The sequence below is a fragment of the Bordetella holmesii genome (assembly GCF_020735985.1).
GTDB classification, from domain to species: domain Bacteria; phylum Pseudomonadota; class Gammaproteobacteria; order Burkholderiales; family Burkholderiaceae_B; genus Bordetella; species Bordetella holmesii.
The window spans coordinates 2229284-2244575 of the sequence record NZ_CP085973.1 but is presented as its reverse complement, the minus strand read 5'-3'; the positions used below and the strand labels follow the sequence as shown (position 1 = coordinate 2244575).

Genomic DNA, 15292 nt, shown 5'->3' with positions numbered 1-15292 from the left:
TCAATGACTTCTTCTTTGCCCAATCTTTTTCGTCAACGGATTCTTGCGCGCGAGCGTGTCATCGGCTTATGGCTTTCCGTGACCAGTCATATCACCTCCGAGATGATCGGGTTGGCTGGCTTCGACTGGCTGGTGCTTGACGGCGAACATGCGCCCAATGAAATTCCGACGTTCGTGCAGCAGTTGCAGTCCTTGCAGGGGAGTTCGAGCGCGGCGGTGGGGCGGCCATCGTGGAATGATCCGGTCGAGATCAAGCGCATGCTGGATATTGGCTTTTACAACCTGCTCATTCCGTTTATCGAATCGGAGGAGCAGGCGCGGCAAGCCGTGGCGGCGACCCGCTATCCGCCGCAGGGTGTGCGGGGCGTGGCCGGCCTTCAGCGCAGCAACCGCTATGGCACAGTGCCGGACTATCTGAATACCATCAACGACAATATCTGCGTGCTGTTGCAGATCGAGAATCGTGCAGGTCTCGAGGCCGTGGATCGGATCGCGGCGGTCGATGGCGTCGATGGAGTATTTATCGGCCCCTCGGATCTTGCGGCGGCGTTAGGGCACTTGGGCAACCCAGGGCATCCAGAAGTGCAGGAGGCCATCCGCCATTTGTACGAGCGCGTCAATGCGGCGGGCAAGGCCGTGGGGATTCTGGCGCCGGTAGCCGCCGATGCCAGGCGTTATCTGGACATGGGCATGCATTTCGTGGCGGTGGGCACCGACATGGGCGTGTTCAAGCAAGCCATATTTGGCCTTCGCGAAGCGTTTCCGAGTCGGTAAACCGTATTGGCGGACTTGACGCCGCCAATACAAAAAGGATGCCGCGAGGCATCCTTTTTTTTGCCGCATTCCTATGCTGCTCATGTACCCCGACAGACTGCCAGGGCCAGGAGTGGCATAACTGCTTAGGCGAGCGCCTTGACGGCGGCAGCCAGGCGGCTCTTGTGACGAGCAGCCTTGTTCTTGTGGATGATGTTTTTGTCAGCCACGCGGTCGATCACGCTGGTTGCTTTACGCAGCGTCTCGCCAGCCACAGCCTTGTCGCCGGTAGCGATGGCTTGGCGAACGCGCTTGATCGCGGTACGCAGCATCGAGCGCAGGCTGGAATTGTGCTTGTTACGCTCAACCGATTGGCGAGCGCGCTTGCGGGCTTGGGCGGTATTGGCCATGTTGCTTAAGAGTTTACTGAATTCGGCAAAGTCAGATATTGTATCAGGCTTGCCGGATAATGCAAGTCCTTTGAGACAAAGCTGTTTTTGACCAGGCAGCAGAGCCAGAATGTGGTCTGCCGACGACGTCTTACTGGCGCTAGTGTACCCGAGTGGGCCGGATACCGGCGGCAGGCCCGCCAGCAGCGGCAGGCGCGGCGGCTATATCGTGGTTTCCACGTTGATGGACACAAACCAGGGCGTCAACCGTTTGATGGCGATTGGCATGCGTTCGCTGAGTGCCTGCAGGGCGGCTTCAGGATCGTCGAGCGGGTACATGCCTGTGACCGGCAGGCCGCCCGCGGCCATGGACACGCGCAGGGTGCCGTGGCGATAGGGCCGCAGGGCAGCGACGATCTCGCCTAGTTGTGAACTGTCAATAGGTTGTATTCGTCCAGGTTGAGTCTGGAGATGGGTACAGCGCGCCCGATGCCTTGGTGGGGTCGATGCCAGTTGTAGTGGTGTAGCCAGGATTTCATGGCATCGGCTCGGTGTTGGGAGTTCTGGTAGGTGTGAGCGTAAGCCCACTCACGCAAGGCCGACTGGATGAAGCGTTCGGCCTTGCCATTGGTCTGTGGGCGGTAAGGTCGGGTAAAGCGGTGCTTGATGCCCAGCTCATGGCACAGCGCGGCGAAGGCGCGGCTGCGAAAGGCCGAGCCATTGTCGGTGAGCAAGCGCTGGATGGTCACGCCCAGGCGCTGGTAGTAGGCCACTGCGTCCTTGAGGAACTGGACGGCGCTGGGGAAGCGCTCGTCGGGGTGGATGTCGGTGAAGGCCACGCGGGCGTGGTCATCGATGGCCACGAAGACGAAGTCCCAGCCGGCCCCCTCAACGGTATCGCGTCGGTTGCCCGTGACCCGGTGGCCAGGGCGCTGGATACGTCCCAGCTTCTTGATGTCGATGTGCAGCAGATCGCCGGGGGCCTGATGCTCGTAGCGCACCACCGGCTCGGCCGGCTCCAGGTCGGCCAGGTGCGACAGACCGGCGCGGGCCAGGACGCGGCTGACGGTGCTGGCTGACACGCCCAGCGCCTGGGCGATGCGCGCTTGGGTCAGCCGCTTGCGGCGCAGCTCCACGATAGCCAGCGCCTTGGCCGGCGCAATCGCTCGGGGCGAGACCGTCGGGCGCGAGGACGCATCGGCCAAGCCCGCCTGGCCCTGAGCCAGGAAGCGGCCCAGCCATTTGCGCACAGTCGGCGCGGTGACCCCATAGGCGCGGGCCGCTTCAGGTACACAAACTTGATGGGCGATCAATTGCTGGACCATTTCGAGTCGACGTAGGAAGGTCAATCGGGCATGCTTATGGGTGTTCATCCGGCCGGGCTCCTTGAGTGAACTGGGGGGTTGGCGATTTCCAGTTTCTCAAATCCGGTTCGGATGAACCATGCATACAACCTATTGAATCTTCACACCTAGTGGGCGGCCATTGGCATTGATCCAGCCGCCTTCCCAGGCGGCTTCGCTGGACAGCTCGCTGCGCGCGACATCCAGGCGAGCGGCGTCGAATCGGGCCCCCATGCCTTGGGGAATGCTGCCTCGCGTGCCCCCGATGGTTTCGATATCCAGATCACCGTCCTGGGCCACGACCAGAGTGCGCCGCGCCTGCTGACGCACCATGTAGCGTTTGCCTGAGGATTGGATGGCCCCTTCTGCGGTTTGCACCAGAAAAGGGCGGTTGGGGTCATCGGGCGTGGTAATCGCCACGGCACCTTCGAGCAGCATCAGGCGCCGGTATGTGGCGGTGAACTCCAGGTTGACGCGGCTGCGCGCGTCCAGCAGCAGCTCCGTGCCATCGGTCAGTTGGTATCGGCGGCGCTCACCGGTGGCGGTGGCGGCGTCCGCGGCCACGCTGGATAGCGGGTAGAAGTCGCGCACGGCGACAAGCGCGCCTGACCTGCCCCCAGATTTAGTACGGCACCGACATAGAGCCCAGGGGTAAAAGACCTTCTTTCTGATGAGCCTGCACGAATTGCGCCGGCGTTAAATATCCGAGCGCGCTGTGAGGCCGATCGGTGTTGTACTCGACTCGCCAGTTTTCGATCAAGCTTTTAGCCTGTCGCAGGGACAAGAACCAGTGCTCGTTAAGGCATTCGTCGCGGAACTTGCCGTTGAAACTTTCGATATAAGCGTTCTCCACCGGCTTACCCGGCCGAATAAACGACAGCTTTACGCCTGCTTGGTAGGCCCCCAGGCGTCCAAGGCTCTTCCGGCGAACTCTGGCCCGTTGTCCACGGTAATAGATCGCGGCAGGCCACGCATCTCCGCCAGCCGTTGCAGCACCATGGCAACACGCAGTCCCGGCAACGACGTATCGACCTCGATGGCCAGGCATTCGCGAGTGTAGTCATCGACGATAGTCAAACAGCGGAATCGGCGGCCATAGGCTAGGCCGTCGGCCACAAAGTCCATTGACCAACTCTGATTCGGCGCGATTGCCGCTGGGCGAACCACGCGCTCGGTCGCCGCGATTCGCTTACGCTTTCGTTTTCGCACGCTTAACCCTGCCAGACTGTACAGCCGCCAGATTCGCTTGTGATTTGCTTGCCAGCCTTCGCGACGTAAGAGCACATGGATCCTCCGATAGCCGTAGCGTCGTTTCGCCACTGCCATCTCTTTCATGCGCTCGGTCAGCGCAGCATCGCCTGAGCGTGTGCTCTCGTAGGCAAACAGCGACCGCGAAATTCCTACCAGCCCACAGGCCCGGGTAACACCCATGCTGCGCTCGGTCATTAATGTCCTGACCGCCTCGCGTTTGGCCTGCGGGCTGACTACTTTCGGCTTAGCAGATCCTGAAGCGCCGCCTTGTCCAGCATCGACTCGGCCAACAGCTTCTTGAGCTTGTTGTTCTCCTGCTCCAGCTCCTTGAGCCTCTGAGCGTCCGACACCGTCATGCCACCGAACTTCGCCTTCCAGTTGTAGTACGTTGCCTCGGAGATTCCGTGCTTGCGGCACAACTCTGCGGGCTTGGCACCTGCATCGGCTTCCTTGAGCACGCCGATGATTTGCTCTTCCGTAAATCGTTTCTTCATTGCCATTCCTTTGGGAACGGACTCTACATCGATTTCGTACTAATCACGGGGAGCAGGTCAAGACCGGATCTTGAGGAAGAAGTACTCCTGATCGCGGTAGCCGTAGGCGCGGCGCTTGATGACTTTGATGGTGTTGTTGATGCCCTCGACGATGCTGGTGTTGAGCCGGTGGCGACAGCGAGACAGAATCCCGTGCAGATAGGCTTTTAGCTTGAGCGCGAAGTGAGCCAAGGCGGCGATGCCGCTGCCCTGAGCCTGTTGCAGCCAGTGATCCCATGCCTGGCGGGCGTAGCCGGGGTGTTGGTAGAACCACAGCTGTTTGAGCTCATCGCGCATCAGATAAGCGGTGAGCAAGGGCTGGTTGGCCTGGAGCAACTCGTCCAACTTTACCGATTGGCACGGATCGAGGTTTTTGCGATTGCGCAGCAGTAGCCAGCGACTGGACTTGATCACCCGGCGGGCCGGCTTGTCGTGCCGCAACTGGTTCGCTTGGTCTACACGCACCCGGTCTATCACTTCACGGCCGTACTTGGCCACGACGTGGAACAGGTCGTAGACGATCTCGGCGTTGGGGCAGTTGGCCTGGATCTCCAGCTCATAGGCCGTCGTCATGTCGATCGCTACGGCCCGGATCTGCTGGGCAACCCCAGTTGGCAGTTGTTCGAAGAAGGCTCTGGCCGTCTCGCGCGAGCGGCCATCACCGATCCATAGCACCTGACGGCGGATCGGATCGACAACGACCGTGGCATAACGATGGCCCTTGTGTAGAGCGAACTCGTCCATCGCTAGGTAGTGGATCTGGCTCCAGTCCGGCTCTTGGATCGCCCGTCGCAGCAGGGCCTTGTCCAGCGCCTTGACCGTGTGCCAACCCAGTTGGAAGAAGCGCGCCACGGCCAGAATGTTGCTGGACTCAAGCAACTGGCTGACCGCCTCGGCCAGCCGGTCGGTCACTCGCTGGTAACGGCCCAGCCAGCTCAGCCTCTCCAGATGCGGTCCACCGCACTGCTCGCACCAGACCCGCCGACGCGGCACTACCAGCGTCACTCGCAGCGCCATTAGCGGCAGATCCCGCACCCGGCGCGTGGTCGTCTCATGCACCTGCCGACATCGGTTGCCGCAGTGCTCGCAGTGCATCGTTCGCGCTGAAGGCTTCAGGTAAATCGTGACCGTCCGGCTCTCACCTTCAGGCCACACGACCCGCTCCACCCGATAACCTTCCCACCCACCCAACCTCTCGATCGTCTTGCGGTCCAGCATGATCCCGGCCTTGATCCTTGAAAAATCAAGGATCAAGCGTAACGGCAATCAAGCACGGCTCCACGCTATTCCGCGATGAACCTATTTCTAGTGGTCTTTTTGCTTTCCAGCAATAAAAGGAAATATATCAACAATAAGTTGAATGTTACTTCAAGGTTTCGATATACTTGACCAGCGCTGCCCGTTTCTCGGCATCCGCCATACCCGAGTAGGGCATCCGCGTGCCGGGGATCAGTGCCTGGGGATTCTCCAGGTACTTATCCAGCGTCTCGGCATTCCCGGTCAGGCCACTGCGTTTCATGGGGCCTGAGAAGCGGAACCCCGGAACTTCGCCCGCCTTGGTGCCGTACACGCCGGCCAGACTGGGACCCACGCCGTTTTCGCCCGGTTTTACGCTATGGCAGGCGATGCATTCCTGATAAGCCTGCTTGCCTAGATCCATTACTTTGTCCTGCGCCCAGGCGACCGGACTACAGGCCAGCAGCAGCGTGAGTGCGGTGAGGCTCGTCGATATCTTCGTCATGACCAACTCCTTGGGTTCATGGATCAGGCGTGCAGCAGCGCACCGGGATGCTTTAGGTAGGTGTTCTTGATGGCGTCTGCCGTGAAGTAAGCCAGCGCGCCCACGGGACCGGTCGGGTTGTAGGCCGCGTTATGGCCAAACAACGAGGCACCGCAGATGAACAGGTTGTGGGCATCCCAGCATTGCCCGTACTTGTTGGTCACGCTCATGGACGGGTCTGTGCCCATGATGGTGCCGCCGGTGTTATGCGTGCTCTGGTAGGGGACCACTGACCATGACATGCGCGCCTTGGCCTCGTTCAAGTGGGTCGGATTCATCGACTTGGAAATCTCGTTGATGATCTTGGCCGCGTGCGCGGAGATGCGCTGTTCGTTTTCCTTGTAGTCGAAGGTCATGCGCATCAGTGGCTGCCCGAAGGCATTTCGGTAGGTGGGATCCAGGTCGAGGAAGTTGTAACGATTGGCCATCACGCTGCCCGATGAGCCAATGCTCATGGCGCGCAGGTACCACTTTTGCACGGCCTCCTTCCAGGCCTTGCCCCAGCGGGGCGTACCACCGGGCACCGGGTGGTATTCGATGGGGCGGCCGTGGTACATGCCGCCACTGACGGTGTAGCCGCCTACGAAACGCGCACCGGCTTCGGCGCGATCGAAGTCCCAGTTGGCATTGAAGTCGTCGATGACGGTAGACAGGCCGCCGGTGGACATGAAGGGGTTGAAAATATGCCCTTCGTCAAAGAACAGCGTCGCGCCCGCTCCGGTCTGGTAGCAATAGTTGCGCCCGACCACCCCCTTGCCCGTGGCCGGGTCGTAAGGCTTGCCGATGCCAGACAGCAGCATAAGGTGGACATTGTTCAGGGCATAAGCAGCCAGGATCACCAGTTTGGCTGGCTGGAACAACTGCTCGCCATTGGTGAGATTGGTGTACTCGACCCCGGTTGCCGTCTTTTTCTGCTTATCCATCACGATCCGGGTGACCCATGCCTGGGTACGCAGCTCGAAGGTGGGCTGTTTCTTGGCCAGGGGGATGACCGTAATGAGCGGGCTGCCTTTGGCGTTGGATTCGCAGCCGTAGCGCTCACAGAAGCCACAGTACTGGCATTGTCCAAATTCCGAGCCGTCCGGATTGGTGTATGGCTTGGACGCGTTGGAAGTGGGCATAGGGAAGGGGTGATAGCCCGCCTTCTTGGTGGCGCCCTCGAACAGTTCACAGGCATAGCTGCGGTCCAGCGCGGGCAAGGGATAGCCGCGTTTGCGTTCGGCCTCGAAGGGATTGCCGCCGGCTATGTGTTTGCCGTCGACGTTGCCGGCCGTGCCGGAGATGCCTGCGACGTATTCGAAACGGTCATAGAACGGTTCGAGCTCGGCGTACGTGATACCCCAGTCCTGCACGGTCATGTCGGGCGGGATGAATTTCTTGCCGTACTTCTGTTCGTACATCGACCGGACCTTGAACTCGTGGTCGGTCCAGCGCCAGGTGTGGCCATTCCAGTGCGAACCGGCGCCACCCAGGCCGTCGCCAGACAGAAAGGAGCCAAGGCGACGCATGGGCAATGCGGTTTCCTTGACGTTGTTGCGTATGGTCAGCGTGTCGCGGCGCGTATCCATCATCAGGCCGTGCCGCATGCTGTAGTTGAGCTCATCGCGAATGTGCGGCACCGAGAAGTCTTCGGCAGGGGCGCGATGCTCACCGCGTTCCAACGCCACGACTTTCAGGCCCGCCTCGGCGAGTTCCTTGGAAAGAATGCCGCCGGTCCAGCCCATACCGATGACCACGACGTCGACTTCGGGAAGTTTCTTGGCCATATGTCCTCCTACGCCAGATCGGCGATGCTCAGCGGCTTGTTCGGGAAGGGCTTGTTCTTGAACTCCACGATGTTGCGTGCATTCGTGGCGACGACGCCTGGAAAGCCAATTTCTTTCCAGACCGCTTTGTCGTAGTTGCCGCCGTAGATCGGGTCGGCGAACAGGCCTTCGACGACGAGCTGATAGAGCAGCGTGAAGAAGACTTTGGACGGGGGGCCGGCTTCGAAGGCGATCGTCCCCGATTCCAGGCCTTTGAGAATCTCCTCGCGCTGATCCTCGGTGACCATGTCGAATGACTTGCCCTCGTACTTCTTGCTACAGGAGGCGTTGGTTTGCAGGATCCCGGTACGCATGAGCTCGGCGGGCGACAGCGCCAGTTGATAGCCCTGATTGGGCGTACCCAACTGCCAGGGCCCCTGCATGAACAATCGGTCGCCCTTGCCCCAATTGCCGGCCAAGGCTCGATCGATGTAGGTGTTGAGCCCGAGATCCATTCCGCTGCCCCCCAGGCCGCCGGCAGCGGGCACCATATGCATGACAAGCGCTTCGACGAAGGCCGCCTCATCTGGCATGAGAAACACATATCCGGCCGGCGTATCTTCGGCCGTCGGTGCTGCGGCAGGGGCCGCAGGCGTGGCGGCTTGCTGGGCCAGACCGGCCAGCGGGAGGCTGGCACCGGCCGCGGCCGTGCCCCCGATCACCGCGCCGCGCAGAAAGACGCGGCGGCTCTCCTTGAAGTCTTCCATGAACCTCTCCGTTTCGTGCTTGCTGTTATCAGTAGACAAGTCATGACCTGCCAGCGCGACTAGGCGAGGGCGAGTGTCATCGGAGAGGAATTGGCGGCGACGGGGTCAGGGCACAAACACGAGCCTGTGCGGCCGCCGCGGTGTTCTGCGGCAAGGGACAGCGAAGGTTCAGGTCTCGGACGTGGCAAACACGGCGCAGCTAAAAACCCGGGATCACACTTGCTCTGGCAGGACTCGCATAGCCTAGGCTTGTTTCGCTGAATTTAAGCTGAACAAATGCGGAGTCAGGAGGCTGAGCGGCGATTGAAATCGCGTGGGCGCATGCCCAGAGCAAAGAGGACACCGAAATAGACCACCCCGCTGGCGGCCAGCACGCCTGCCAGCCAGGCTGCGCGCAGCCAGGGGCAGTGCTGCAGGGCGATCCAGTCAATGCGCTGGTCGACCCATAGCAGCAGTGCCGCCAACGCCAGCAGAGCGGGCACCATGCGCAGAACAAAGCGCAGCCATTTTCCTCCCGGCTGGTAGACCCCGCGGCGGCGCAACCCGGCCAACAGCAACAGCGCATTGAGGCAGGCTCCCAGGCCAATGGCCAGAGCCAGCCCCGCGTGCGCCATCAAGGGCACGAAGATGAGATTCATGAGTTGGGTCATTACCAGCACCAGAATCGCGATCTTCACAGGGGTGCGAATATCCTGCTTGGCGTAAAAGCCCGGCGCGAGGATTTTGACCGACAGCAATCCGATCAAGCCGACGGAATAGGCGATGACAGCCAGACGGGTTTGCTGGACGTCGCCCGTCTGAAACGCGCCGTAGTGAAAGAGCGTGGCCACCAGCCCATCGGCCAGCAGCATCATGCCGAGGGCAGCGGGCAGTCCCAGCAGCAGCACCATGCGCAAACCCCAGTCGAGCAGGGCGCTGTAACCGGCGTGGTCCTGGCGTGCATTGGCGGCCGACAGCGTGGGCAGCAACACGGTGCCCAGCGCCACGCCCAGCAGCGCGGTCGGGAATTCCATCAAGCGATCGGCAAACGATAGCCAGGTGACGCTGCCGGGGGTGAGCCAGGTGGCGATATTGGTGTTGATGAGCAGCGAGATCTGGGCCACCGAGACCCCCAGGGTGGCCGGCGCCATCTGCCTGAGGATGTGCTTGACGGTGGGGTCGGTCCAGGCTTGGCGCACGCGCAAGGTCAGCCGGGGCGTCAGGCCAAGATGAGCCAGGGCGGCCCACTGGATGACCAACTGCGCGACACCGCCAGCCATCACCCCGACGGACAACGCGTAGATGGGCACCTCCAGACGCGGTGCCAGCCAGATGGTGGCGACGATCATGGACAGATTGAGCAGCACCGGCGTGAAGGCCGGGACGGCGAATCGGCGCCACGTGTTGAGAACGCCCGAGGCGAAGGCCACCAGCGACATGCAAAGGATGTAGGGGAACATCACCCGTGTCATCCAGACCGCTGCACCGAACTCGGTGTCGCGCGCACTGTCTCGTAGGCCGCTGGCCATTGCCGTGACGATCCAGGGGGCGGCCACGATGCCGATAGCCGTGACCGTCATGAGGGTCAGCGTCAGGACCAGCGCCACGCGATCCAGCAGTACGCGCACACCCTCTTCGCCATGGTGGCTGCGCGCCGTGCCGAGAATGGGCACGAAAGCCTGTGCGAAAGCACCTTCGGCAAACAAGCGGCGCAACAGGTTTGGAATCCGGAAGGCCACCCAGAAGGCATCGGTCAACGCGCCCGCGCCAAAGGCCCGCGCAATCAGGATGTCACGGACCAACCCTGTAATGCGCGAAAGCAGCGTGAAACTGCTGACCGTTGCGGCCGAGCGAAACAATGCCATGGGAATGCTTGAGTGAAAGCGCGTGCCGGCCGTACCGGCACGCAGGACTGCCAGGCAGTTTACTTCGGGGGCATGCGGATCGCGCCGTCGAGGCGGATCGTCTCACCGTTGAGCATGTCGTTGGTGACGATGCTGTAGACCAGCTTGGCATAGTCTTCGGGACGGCCCAGGCGCGCCGGGAAGGGGATACTGGCGGCCAGCGAGTCCTGCACTTCCTGGGGCATGCCAAAGATCATGGGGGTGCCGAAGATACCCGGAGCAATGGTCATGCAGCGGATACCGGTTTTGGCGAGGTCGCGCGCGATGGGCAGGGTCATGCCTGCCACCCCGGCCTTCGAGGCGGCGTAAGCGGCCTGACCGATCTGACCATCGAAGGCAGCGACCGAAGCGGTGTTGATCAGAACGCCGCGCTCGCCGGTGGGCTCGGGGGTGTTCTGACCCATGGCTTCGGCGGCCAGGCGCATCATGTTGAAGCTGCCGATCAGGTTGATGGAGACAACCTTCTGGAACAGGTCCAACGGGTGGGCGCCATTTTTGCCGACGATCTTGGCCGCCGGTGCTACGCCGGCGCAGTTGACGAGGCCGAACAGCGGACCGATGGCGAGCGCCGCGGCCACGGCAGCCTTGCCGTCGGCTTCCTGCGTTACGTCGCAATGCACATAACGCTGACCCAGTTCTTTGGCCAGGGCCTGGCCAGGTTCGTCCTGCAGATCGGCGATGACGACCTTGCCGCCATTTTCGACCAGCATGCGAACCGTGCCTGCGCCCAGGCCGGATGCGCCGCCCGTGACGATGAATACCTTGTTGGCGATTTCCATGTCGGATCTCAGAGAAGTCAGAAGCCCGGCCAGCGTTCGGCGGCGGGCAAAGAAAACCGGCTGCGTTTCAGGTGAGCGGCCAGCCGGAGGTTTGCCTTAGTTGTGCAGCGCGGCGGCCAGGCGGGCTTTGATTTCTTCGACCGAACCTACGCCCGAGATCTTGCGATACTGGGGGGCGCTGGCGGCGTCTTGCGCCGCCCAGCCGGAGTAATAGTCGACGAGCGGCCGGGTCTGCTTCTGGTAGACGGCAAGGCGATTGCGCACGGTGTCTTCGCGATCATCGTCGCGCTGGGTCAGGGGTTCGCCCGTGACGTCGTCCTTGCCAGCCTCTTTGGGCGGGTTGGACTGGACGTTGTACGTGCGGCCGCTGGCCATATGCACCCAACGTCCGCTCATGCGCTGGACGATATCTTCGTCGGGCACGGCGATTTCGACCACGTAGTCCAGTTTGACGCCAGCCTCCTTGAGCGCGTCGGCTTGCGGAATGGTGCGCGGAAAGCCGTCGAACAGGTAGCCGTTGGAGCAGTCCGGCTGGCTGAGGCGGTCTTTGACCAGGCCGATGATGATCTCATCCGACACCAAGCCACCCGCGTCCATTACCTTCTTGGCTTCGATACCCAGGGGGGTGCCGGCTTTGACGGCCGCGCGGAGCATATCGCCAGTGGATATTTGCGGGATACCGTAGGCCTGCGTGATGAAGGCAGCCTGAGTGCCTTTGCCAGCGCCCGGGGGGCCGAGCAAGATGAGACGCATAAGTGCTCCTGAAGAGGTGGTTTTTTTTGTGGTCGGTGGCGATTATGCCGCAATGCAGCAGTGCATGTGGGGCAGCGCCATTGGAATTAACCCTTAGTGCGCGGGATTCCTTGATCTGGATCTATTTTCGCGAATGGCAGATCCGGCCATGCGCTAGAAGCCTCTGGCGTAAATGGCGCGAACCCGCTCCAGATCGGCGGGCGTGTCTACGCCGGCCGCCGGAGCGGTCTCGCTGCGATACACGACGATACTGTGCCCATACTCCATGGCGCGCAACTGTTCGAGCGATTCAAAGCGTTCGAGTTGCCCCTGAGGCAGAGTGGGGTAGCGGTGCAGAAAGCCGACACGGTAGGCGTACAGACCGATATGGTGCAGGGCGGGCAGGCCGCTGGCCATGACGCGTTGTCCGTCGGCCAGGGCATCGCGCGCCCAAGGAATGGGGGCGCGCGAAAAGTACAGGGCGCGATCCTGGGTGTCGCACACTACCTTGACCACATTGGGATTGAACAGGGCCTGGGCATCGGCCAGCGGACAGGCACAGGTGGCGATGTCAGCGCCCGGCGTTGCGGCCAGGCGTCGGGCGACTGCGTCGATAAGGCCGGGTTCGATCAACGGCTCATCGCCCTGCACGTTGACCACGATGGCGTCGTCGGACAGTCCAAGCAGGCTGACGGCTTCGGCCAGGCGATCGGTGCCGGTGGGATGGTCGGCGCGGGTCATGACGGCCCGGAAGCCATGGTCGTTGACCACGCGTTCGACGCGCGCATCATCGGTGGCCACGCAGACCTGCGCGGCACCCGACAGGGCAGCACGCTCGGCGACGCGAACGACCATCGGTTTGCCGCCAATGTCGGCCAGGGGCTTGTCGGGCAGCCGGGTCGAGGCGGCGCGGGCAGGAACGAGGGCGATGAAGCTCAAAGTCTTGACTCGGCTCAGGCGTCGGCCACAGGGTCTAGCGGGCGGGCCTCGCTTTCGAGCATGACGGGTATTCCGTCGCGCACAGGAAAAGCGAGGCGGTCGGCATGGCAGACGAGCTCGTCGTCGGCACGCAGAGATTCGAGACGGCCCTTGCAAAGCGGGCACACGAGAATGTCGAGGAGGCGGGATTCCATGATTGAATTCTAAAGCAGAACGTGCTTAGCGCGCGGGCAGGGCCTGCAGCCGGGCGGCGAGCCAGTCCAGGAAGTCCGGCCCGGAAAACCGTGCCCGGACCTGAACCGCCCAGAGACGAGGGTCATTGAAGCGGGCGCATTTGACCGCGTCCTTGGTGGTGATGAAGATGGCGTCGGCGTGCAGGTCCCCAAAGGGCGAATGGGCATAGTCGTAGTGGTCAGGCAGGGCCAGCCGGGGGGTGGGCACCAGGCCCGCGCTTTCGAGAGTGCGGAAAAAACGGTCTGGATTGCCAATGCCTGCCGCTGCCGCCACTGTCTGGCCCGTAAATGCTGACAAGGGGCGTCGCAGGCCATCGCTGACCCGTCGCGCGTCTTCAGGCTCCAGCCACATCGCCCACTGAGGCGCCGCTGTCTGATCGGGCGCGCGCGCCGGCCCGGTATTCATGTTGGTGATGACGGCATCGACGGTCGCCAGCCGGCTGGCCGGTTCGCGTAGCGGCCCCGCGGGTAAGAGCAGTCCATTGCCGCAGCCCCGTTCATCCTGCACCACGATTTCAATATCGCGCGCGAGGGCCAAGTGCTGCAAGCCGTCATCAGCGACGATGACATCGATCTCGGGGTGGGCGGCCAACAGGGCCTGGGCGGCATCGGCGCGCCGTGGGTGCACGGCCACCGCGGCGCCAGTGACCGCAGCGATGAGAGTGGGCTCATCGCCGAAGGCCGCCGGCGACAGCTCTCCTTGGCCAACCCTGGGCGGGCCATCGATGCGCACGCCATAGCCGCGGCTGACCATGCCGGGCGTATACCCGCGGTCGCGCAAGCCCTGAAGGACGGCCATGACCACGGGTGTTTTGCCTGTGCCACCTACGTAAATGTTGCCTATCACGATCACAGGCACCGGAGCGCGCCATCCCGTCCTGGGGCCAGTCTGGTAAGCCTGCCGCCTGCGGCGCACAACGATGGCCGCCAGCGCCGACAGCGGTCGCATAAGCGCAGCCAGCCAGCCGCCGTGACGCCATTGCCGCTGCACGAAACGATGGAGCACGTCGCGAGTCTTCACCGGGCGGTCTGGGCAGCAAAATTGATGCGGCCTATGCCCGCTTCGCGAGCAGCCTGCATGACGTTGACGACAGACTGGTGGGCAGCCTGCGCGTCGGCATTGATGACCACCACCGCATCCGGATTGCCGCCGGTTGCCTGGCGCAAGGCCTGCGTCATGGTGGCCGGATCGCTGCTGTCGAGCAGGATGCCGTCAAGCGCGTAATGCCCGTCCTGACTGACCGCGACCTCCAGCATGGCAGGCGGCTGCATGACGTCGGCCTGGGCCTGGGGCAGGGTGATTTGTAACTGGCTATAGCGGGCGAAGGTGGTCGTCGCGGCCAGAAAGATCAGCATGACCAGAAGAACGTCGATGAGCGGAATGAAATTTATGTCTAGCTCATCTTGCGAGCCCCGGCGGCGGAAATTCATGACCGAACTCCGCGAGCCAGCCGGGCCGCCGCCTGCTCCATGGCATTCATGTAGTTGTCCACACGACTGCGAAAATAGCGGTGGGCGATCATGGTGGGAATCGCGATGAGAATGCCAAAGCCGGTGTTGTATAAGGCGACCGAAATGCCATGGGCCAACTGCGCCGGGTCGGCGCTGCCCGGGTTGTAAGCACCGAAGATTTCTATCATGCCCACTACGGTGCCGAACAGACCCATCAGCGGGGCGACCATGGCGATGGTGCCGATGGCCGGAATGTAACGATAGAGTTCCTGGGCCACGCCTTGCCCGACGACTTCCACCGCATCGCGCTGTGCCTCGCGAGAGTCATGCCGGGTGCGCAGCACTTCGGCCAGAATACGGCCAAAGGGGGAGTTGCGCTCCAGGCGTGCAAAGGCTTCCGGGCTTTCGTCATGGTTGCGCAGCATGTCATTGACCTGCTCGGTCAGGCCGCGCGGCATCACGTGCGCGCGGCGCAAGGACAGCAACCTTTCGAGGATGAGGGCCAGCCCGAAGATGGAGGTCGCCAGCAAGGGCCAGATCGGCCAGCCGGCATCGCGCAAAAGGGATAGCAAGACGGAGTGCTCCTGTGGTCGCGGCCAGCTCGCCGCAAGGCGTTCAAGGCCGCAATGTAACGGTCGGCTGGCCTGAGTGGCAAGTCTCAGGAGCGCCCAATCTATCCACAGTTTTTGTGGATAATTCTGTGCAAAACTTCC

16 protein-coding genes and 2 pseudogenes are annotated in these 15292 nt (G+C 62.3%); 1 reads left to right on the top strand and 17 read right to left on the bottom strand.

The genetic code is table 11. The annotated features are described in order from the left end of the window. Window positions 1–3: 3 nt before the first annotated feature. Window positions 4–774: a 2-dehydro-3-deoxyglucarate aldolase gene (gene garL / locus LK440_RS10775; RefSeq protein WP_005012805.1), complete on the top strand. Its 771-nt coding sequence runs from the start codon at window positions 4–6 to the stop codon at window positions 772–774. A 125-nt stretch (window positions 775–899) separates the two neighbouring features. On the opposite strand, the gene rpsT is transcribed toward garL, so the two are convergent. The 17 genes and pseudogenes from rpsT to LK440_RS10690 all read right to left on the bottom strand — a co-directional run bounded on the left by rpsT (window position 900) and on the right by LK440_RS10690 (window position 15151). Further along, complete coding sequence (rpsT, locus tag LK440_RS10770; protein WP_005012806.1) at window positions 900–1163, bottom strand: 30S ribosomal protein S20; 264 nt, start codon at window positions 1161–1163, stop codon at window positions 900–902. Window positions 1164–1364: 201 nt separating this feature from the next. Then, the gene (locus tag LK440_RS10765; protein ID WP_005012807.1) at window positions 1365–1511 is read right to left on the bottom strand and encodes a hypothetical protein; all 147 of its coding nucleotides are present in this window, start codon (window positions 1509–1511) and stop codon (window positions 1365–1367) included. A 53-nt stretch (window positions 1512–1564) separates the two neighbouring features. Continuing rightward, window positions 1565–2515, bottom strand: a complete 951-nt coding sequence (locus LK440_RS10760) for an IS481-like element IS481 family transposase (protein ID WP_005012808.1) — start codon at window positions 2513–2515, stop codon at window positions 1565–1567. A 99-nt stretch (window positions 2516–2614) separates the two neighbouring features. Then, a pseudogene (locus LK440_RS10755) lies at window positions 2615–3100 on the bottom strand (FecR family protein); the annotation flags it as partial. Between the two features lie 7 nt (window positions 3101–3107). Then, window positions 3108–4230, bottom strand: a pseudogene (locus LK440_RS10750) (IS3 family transposase). Window positions 4231–4287: 57 nt separating this feature from the next. Continuing rightward, on the bottom strand, window positions 4288–5487 hold the full coding sequence (locus LK440_RS10745; protein WP_005012811.1) for an ISL3 family transposase: 1200 nt from the start codon (window positions 5485–5487) through the stop codon (window positions 4288–4290). A 145-nt stretch (window positions 5488–5632) separates the two neighbouring features. Beyond that, window positions 5633–6010: a c-type cytochrome gene (locus tag LK440_RS10740; protein ID WP_005012812.1), complete on the bottom strand. Its 378-nt coding sequence runs from the start codon at window positions 6008–6010 to the stop codon at window positions 5633–5635. Window positions 6011–6033: 23 nt separating this feature from the next. Further along, window positions 6034–7815, bottom strand: a complete 1782-nt coding sequence (locus tag LK440_RS10735; RefSeq protein WP_005012813.1) for a GMC family oxidoreductase — start codon at window positions 7813–7815, stop codon at window positions 6034–6036. A gap of 8 nt (window positions 7816–7823) precedes the next feature. Next, window positions 7824–8600: a gluconate 2-dehydrogenase subunit 3 family protein gene (locus LK440_RS10730; RefSeq protein WP_227944727.1), complete on the bottom strand. Its 777-nt coding sequence runs from the start codon at window positions 8598–8600 to the stop codon at window positions 7824–7826. A 245-nt stretch (window positions 8601–8845) separates the two neighbouring features. Beyond that, window positions 8846–10405 carry a murein biosynthesis integral membrane protein MurJ gene (murJ, locus tag LK440_RS10725; protein ID WP_005012815.1) on the bottom strand — a complete coding sequence of 520 codons (1560 nt, stop codon included), beginning with the start codon at window positions 10403–10405 and terminating at the stop codon, window positions 8846–8848. Window positions 10406–10464: 59 nt separating this feature from the next. Next, on the bottom strand, window positions 10465–11223 hold the full coding sequence (locus LK440_RS10720) for a 3-hydroxyacyl-CoA dehydrogenase (RefSeq protein WP_005012817.1): 759 nt from the start codon (window positions 11221–11223) through the stop codon (window positions 10465–10467). Window positions 11224–11319: 96 nt separating this feature from the next. Next, complete coding sequence (adk, locus tag LK440_RS10715) at window positions 11320–11976, bottom strand: adenylate kinase (protein WP_005019095.1); 657 nt, start codon at window positions 11974–11976, stop codon at window positions 11320–11322. 153 nt (window positions 11977–12129) lie between these two features. After that, window positions 12130–12894, bottom strand: coding sequence for a 3-deoxy-manno-octulosonate cytidylyltransferase (gene kdsB, locus LK440_RS10710; RefSeq protein ID WP_005012820.1), 765 nt, complete (start codon window positions 12892–12894; stop codon window positions 12130–12132). A 14-nt stretch (window positions 12895–12908) separates the two neighbouring features. After that, window positions 12909–13088, bottom strand: coding sequence for a Trm112 family protein (locus tag LK440_RS10705; RefSeq protein ID WP_005012822.1), 180 nt, complete (start codon window positions 13086–13088; stop codon window positions 12909–12911). 25 nt (window positions 13089–13113) lie between these two features. Continuing rightward, window positions 13114–14148: a tetraacyldisaccharide 4'-kinase gene (gene lpxK, locus LK440_RS10700; RefSeq protein WP_005012823.1), complete on the bottom strand. Its 1035-nt coding sequence runs from the start codon at window positions 14146–14148 to the stop codon at window positions 13114–13116. Further along, window positions 14145–14558 carry an ExbD/TolR family protein gene (locus LK440_RS10695; protein ID WP_005012826.1) on the bottom strand — a complete coding sequence of 138 codons (414 nt, stop codon included), beginning with the start codon at window positions 14556–14558 and terminating at the stop codon, window positions 14145–14147. Before LK440_RS10695 ends, lpxK begins: the two co-directional genes overlap by 4 nt. Then, the gene (locus LK440_RS10690) at window positions 14555–15151 is read right to left on the bottom strand and encodes a MotA/TolQ/ExbB proton channel family protein (RefSeq protein WP_025341375.1); all 597 of its coding nucleotides are present in this window, start codon (window positions 15149–15151) and stop codon (window positions 14555–14557) included. The genes LK440_RS10695 and LK440_RS10690 overlap by 4 nt, the downstream gene beginning before the upstream one ends. Between the last annotated feature and the right edge of the window lie 141 nt (window positions 15152–15292).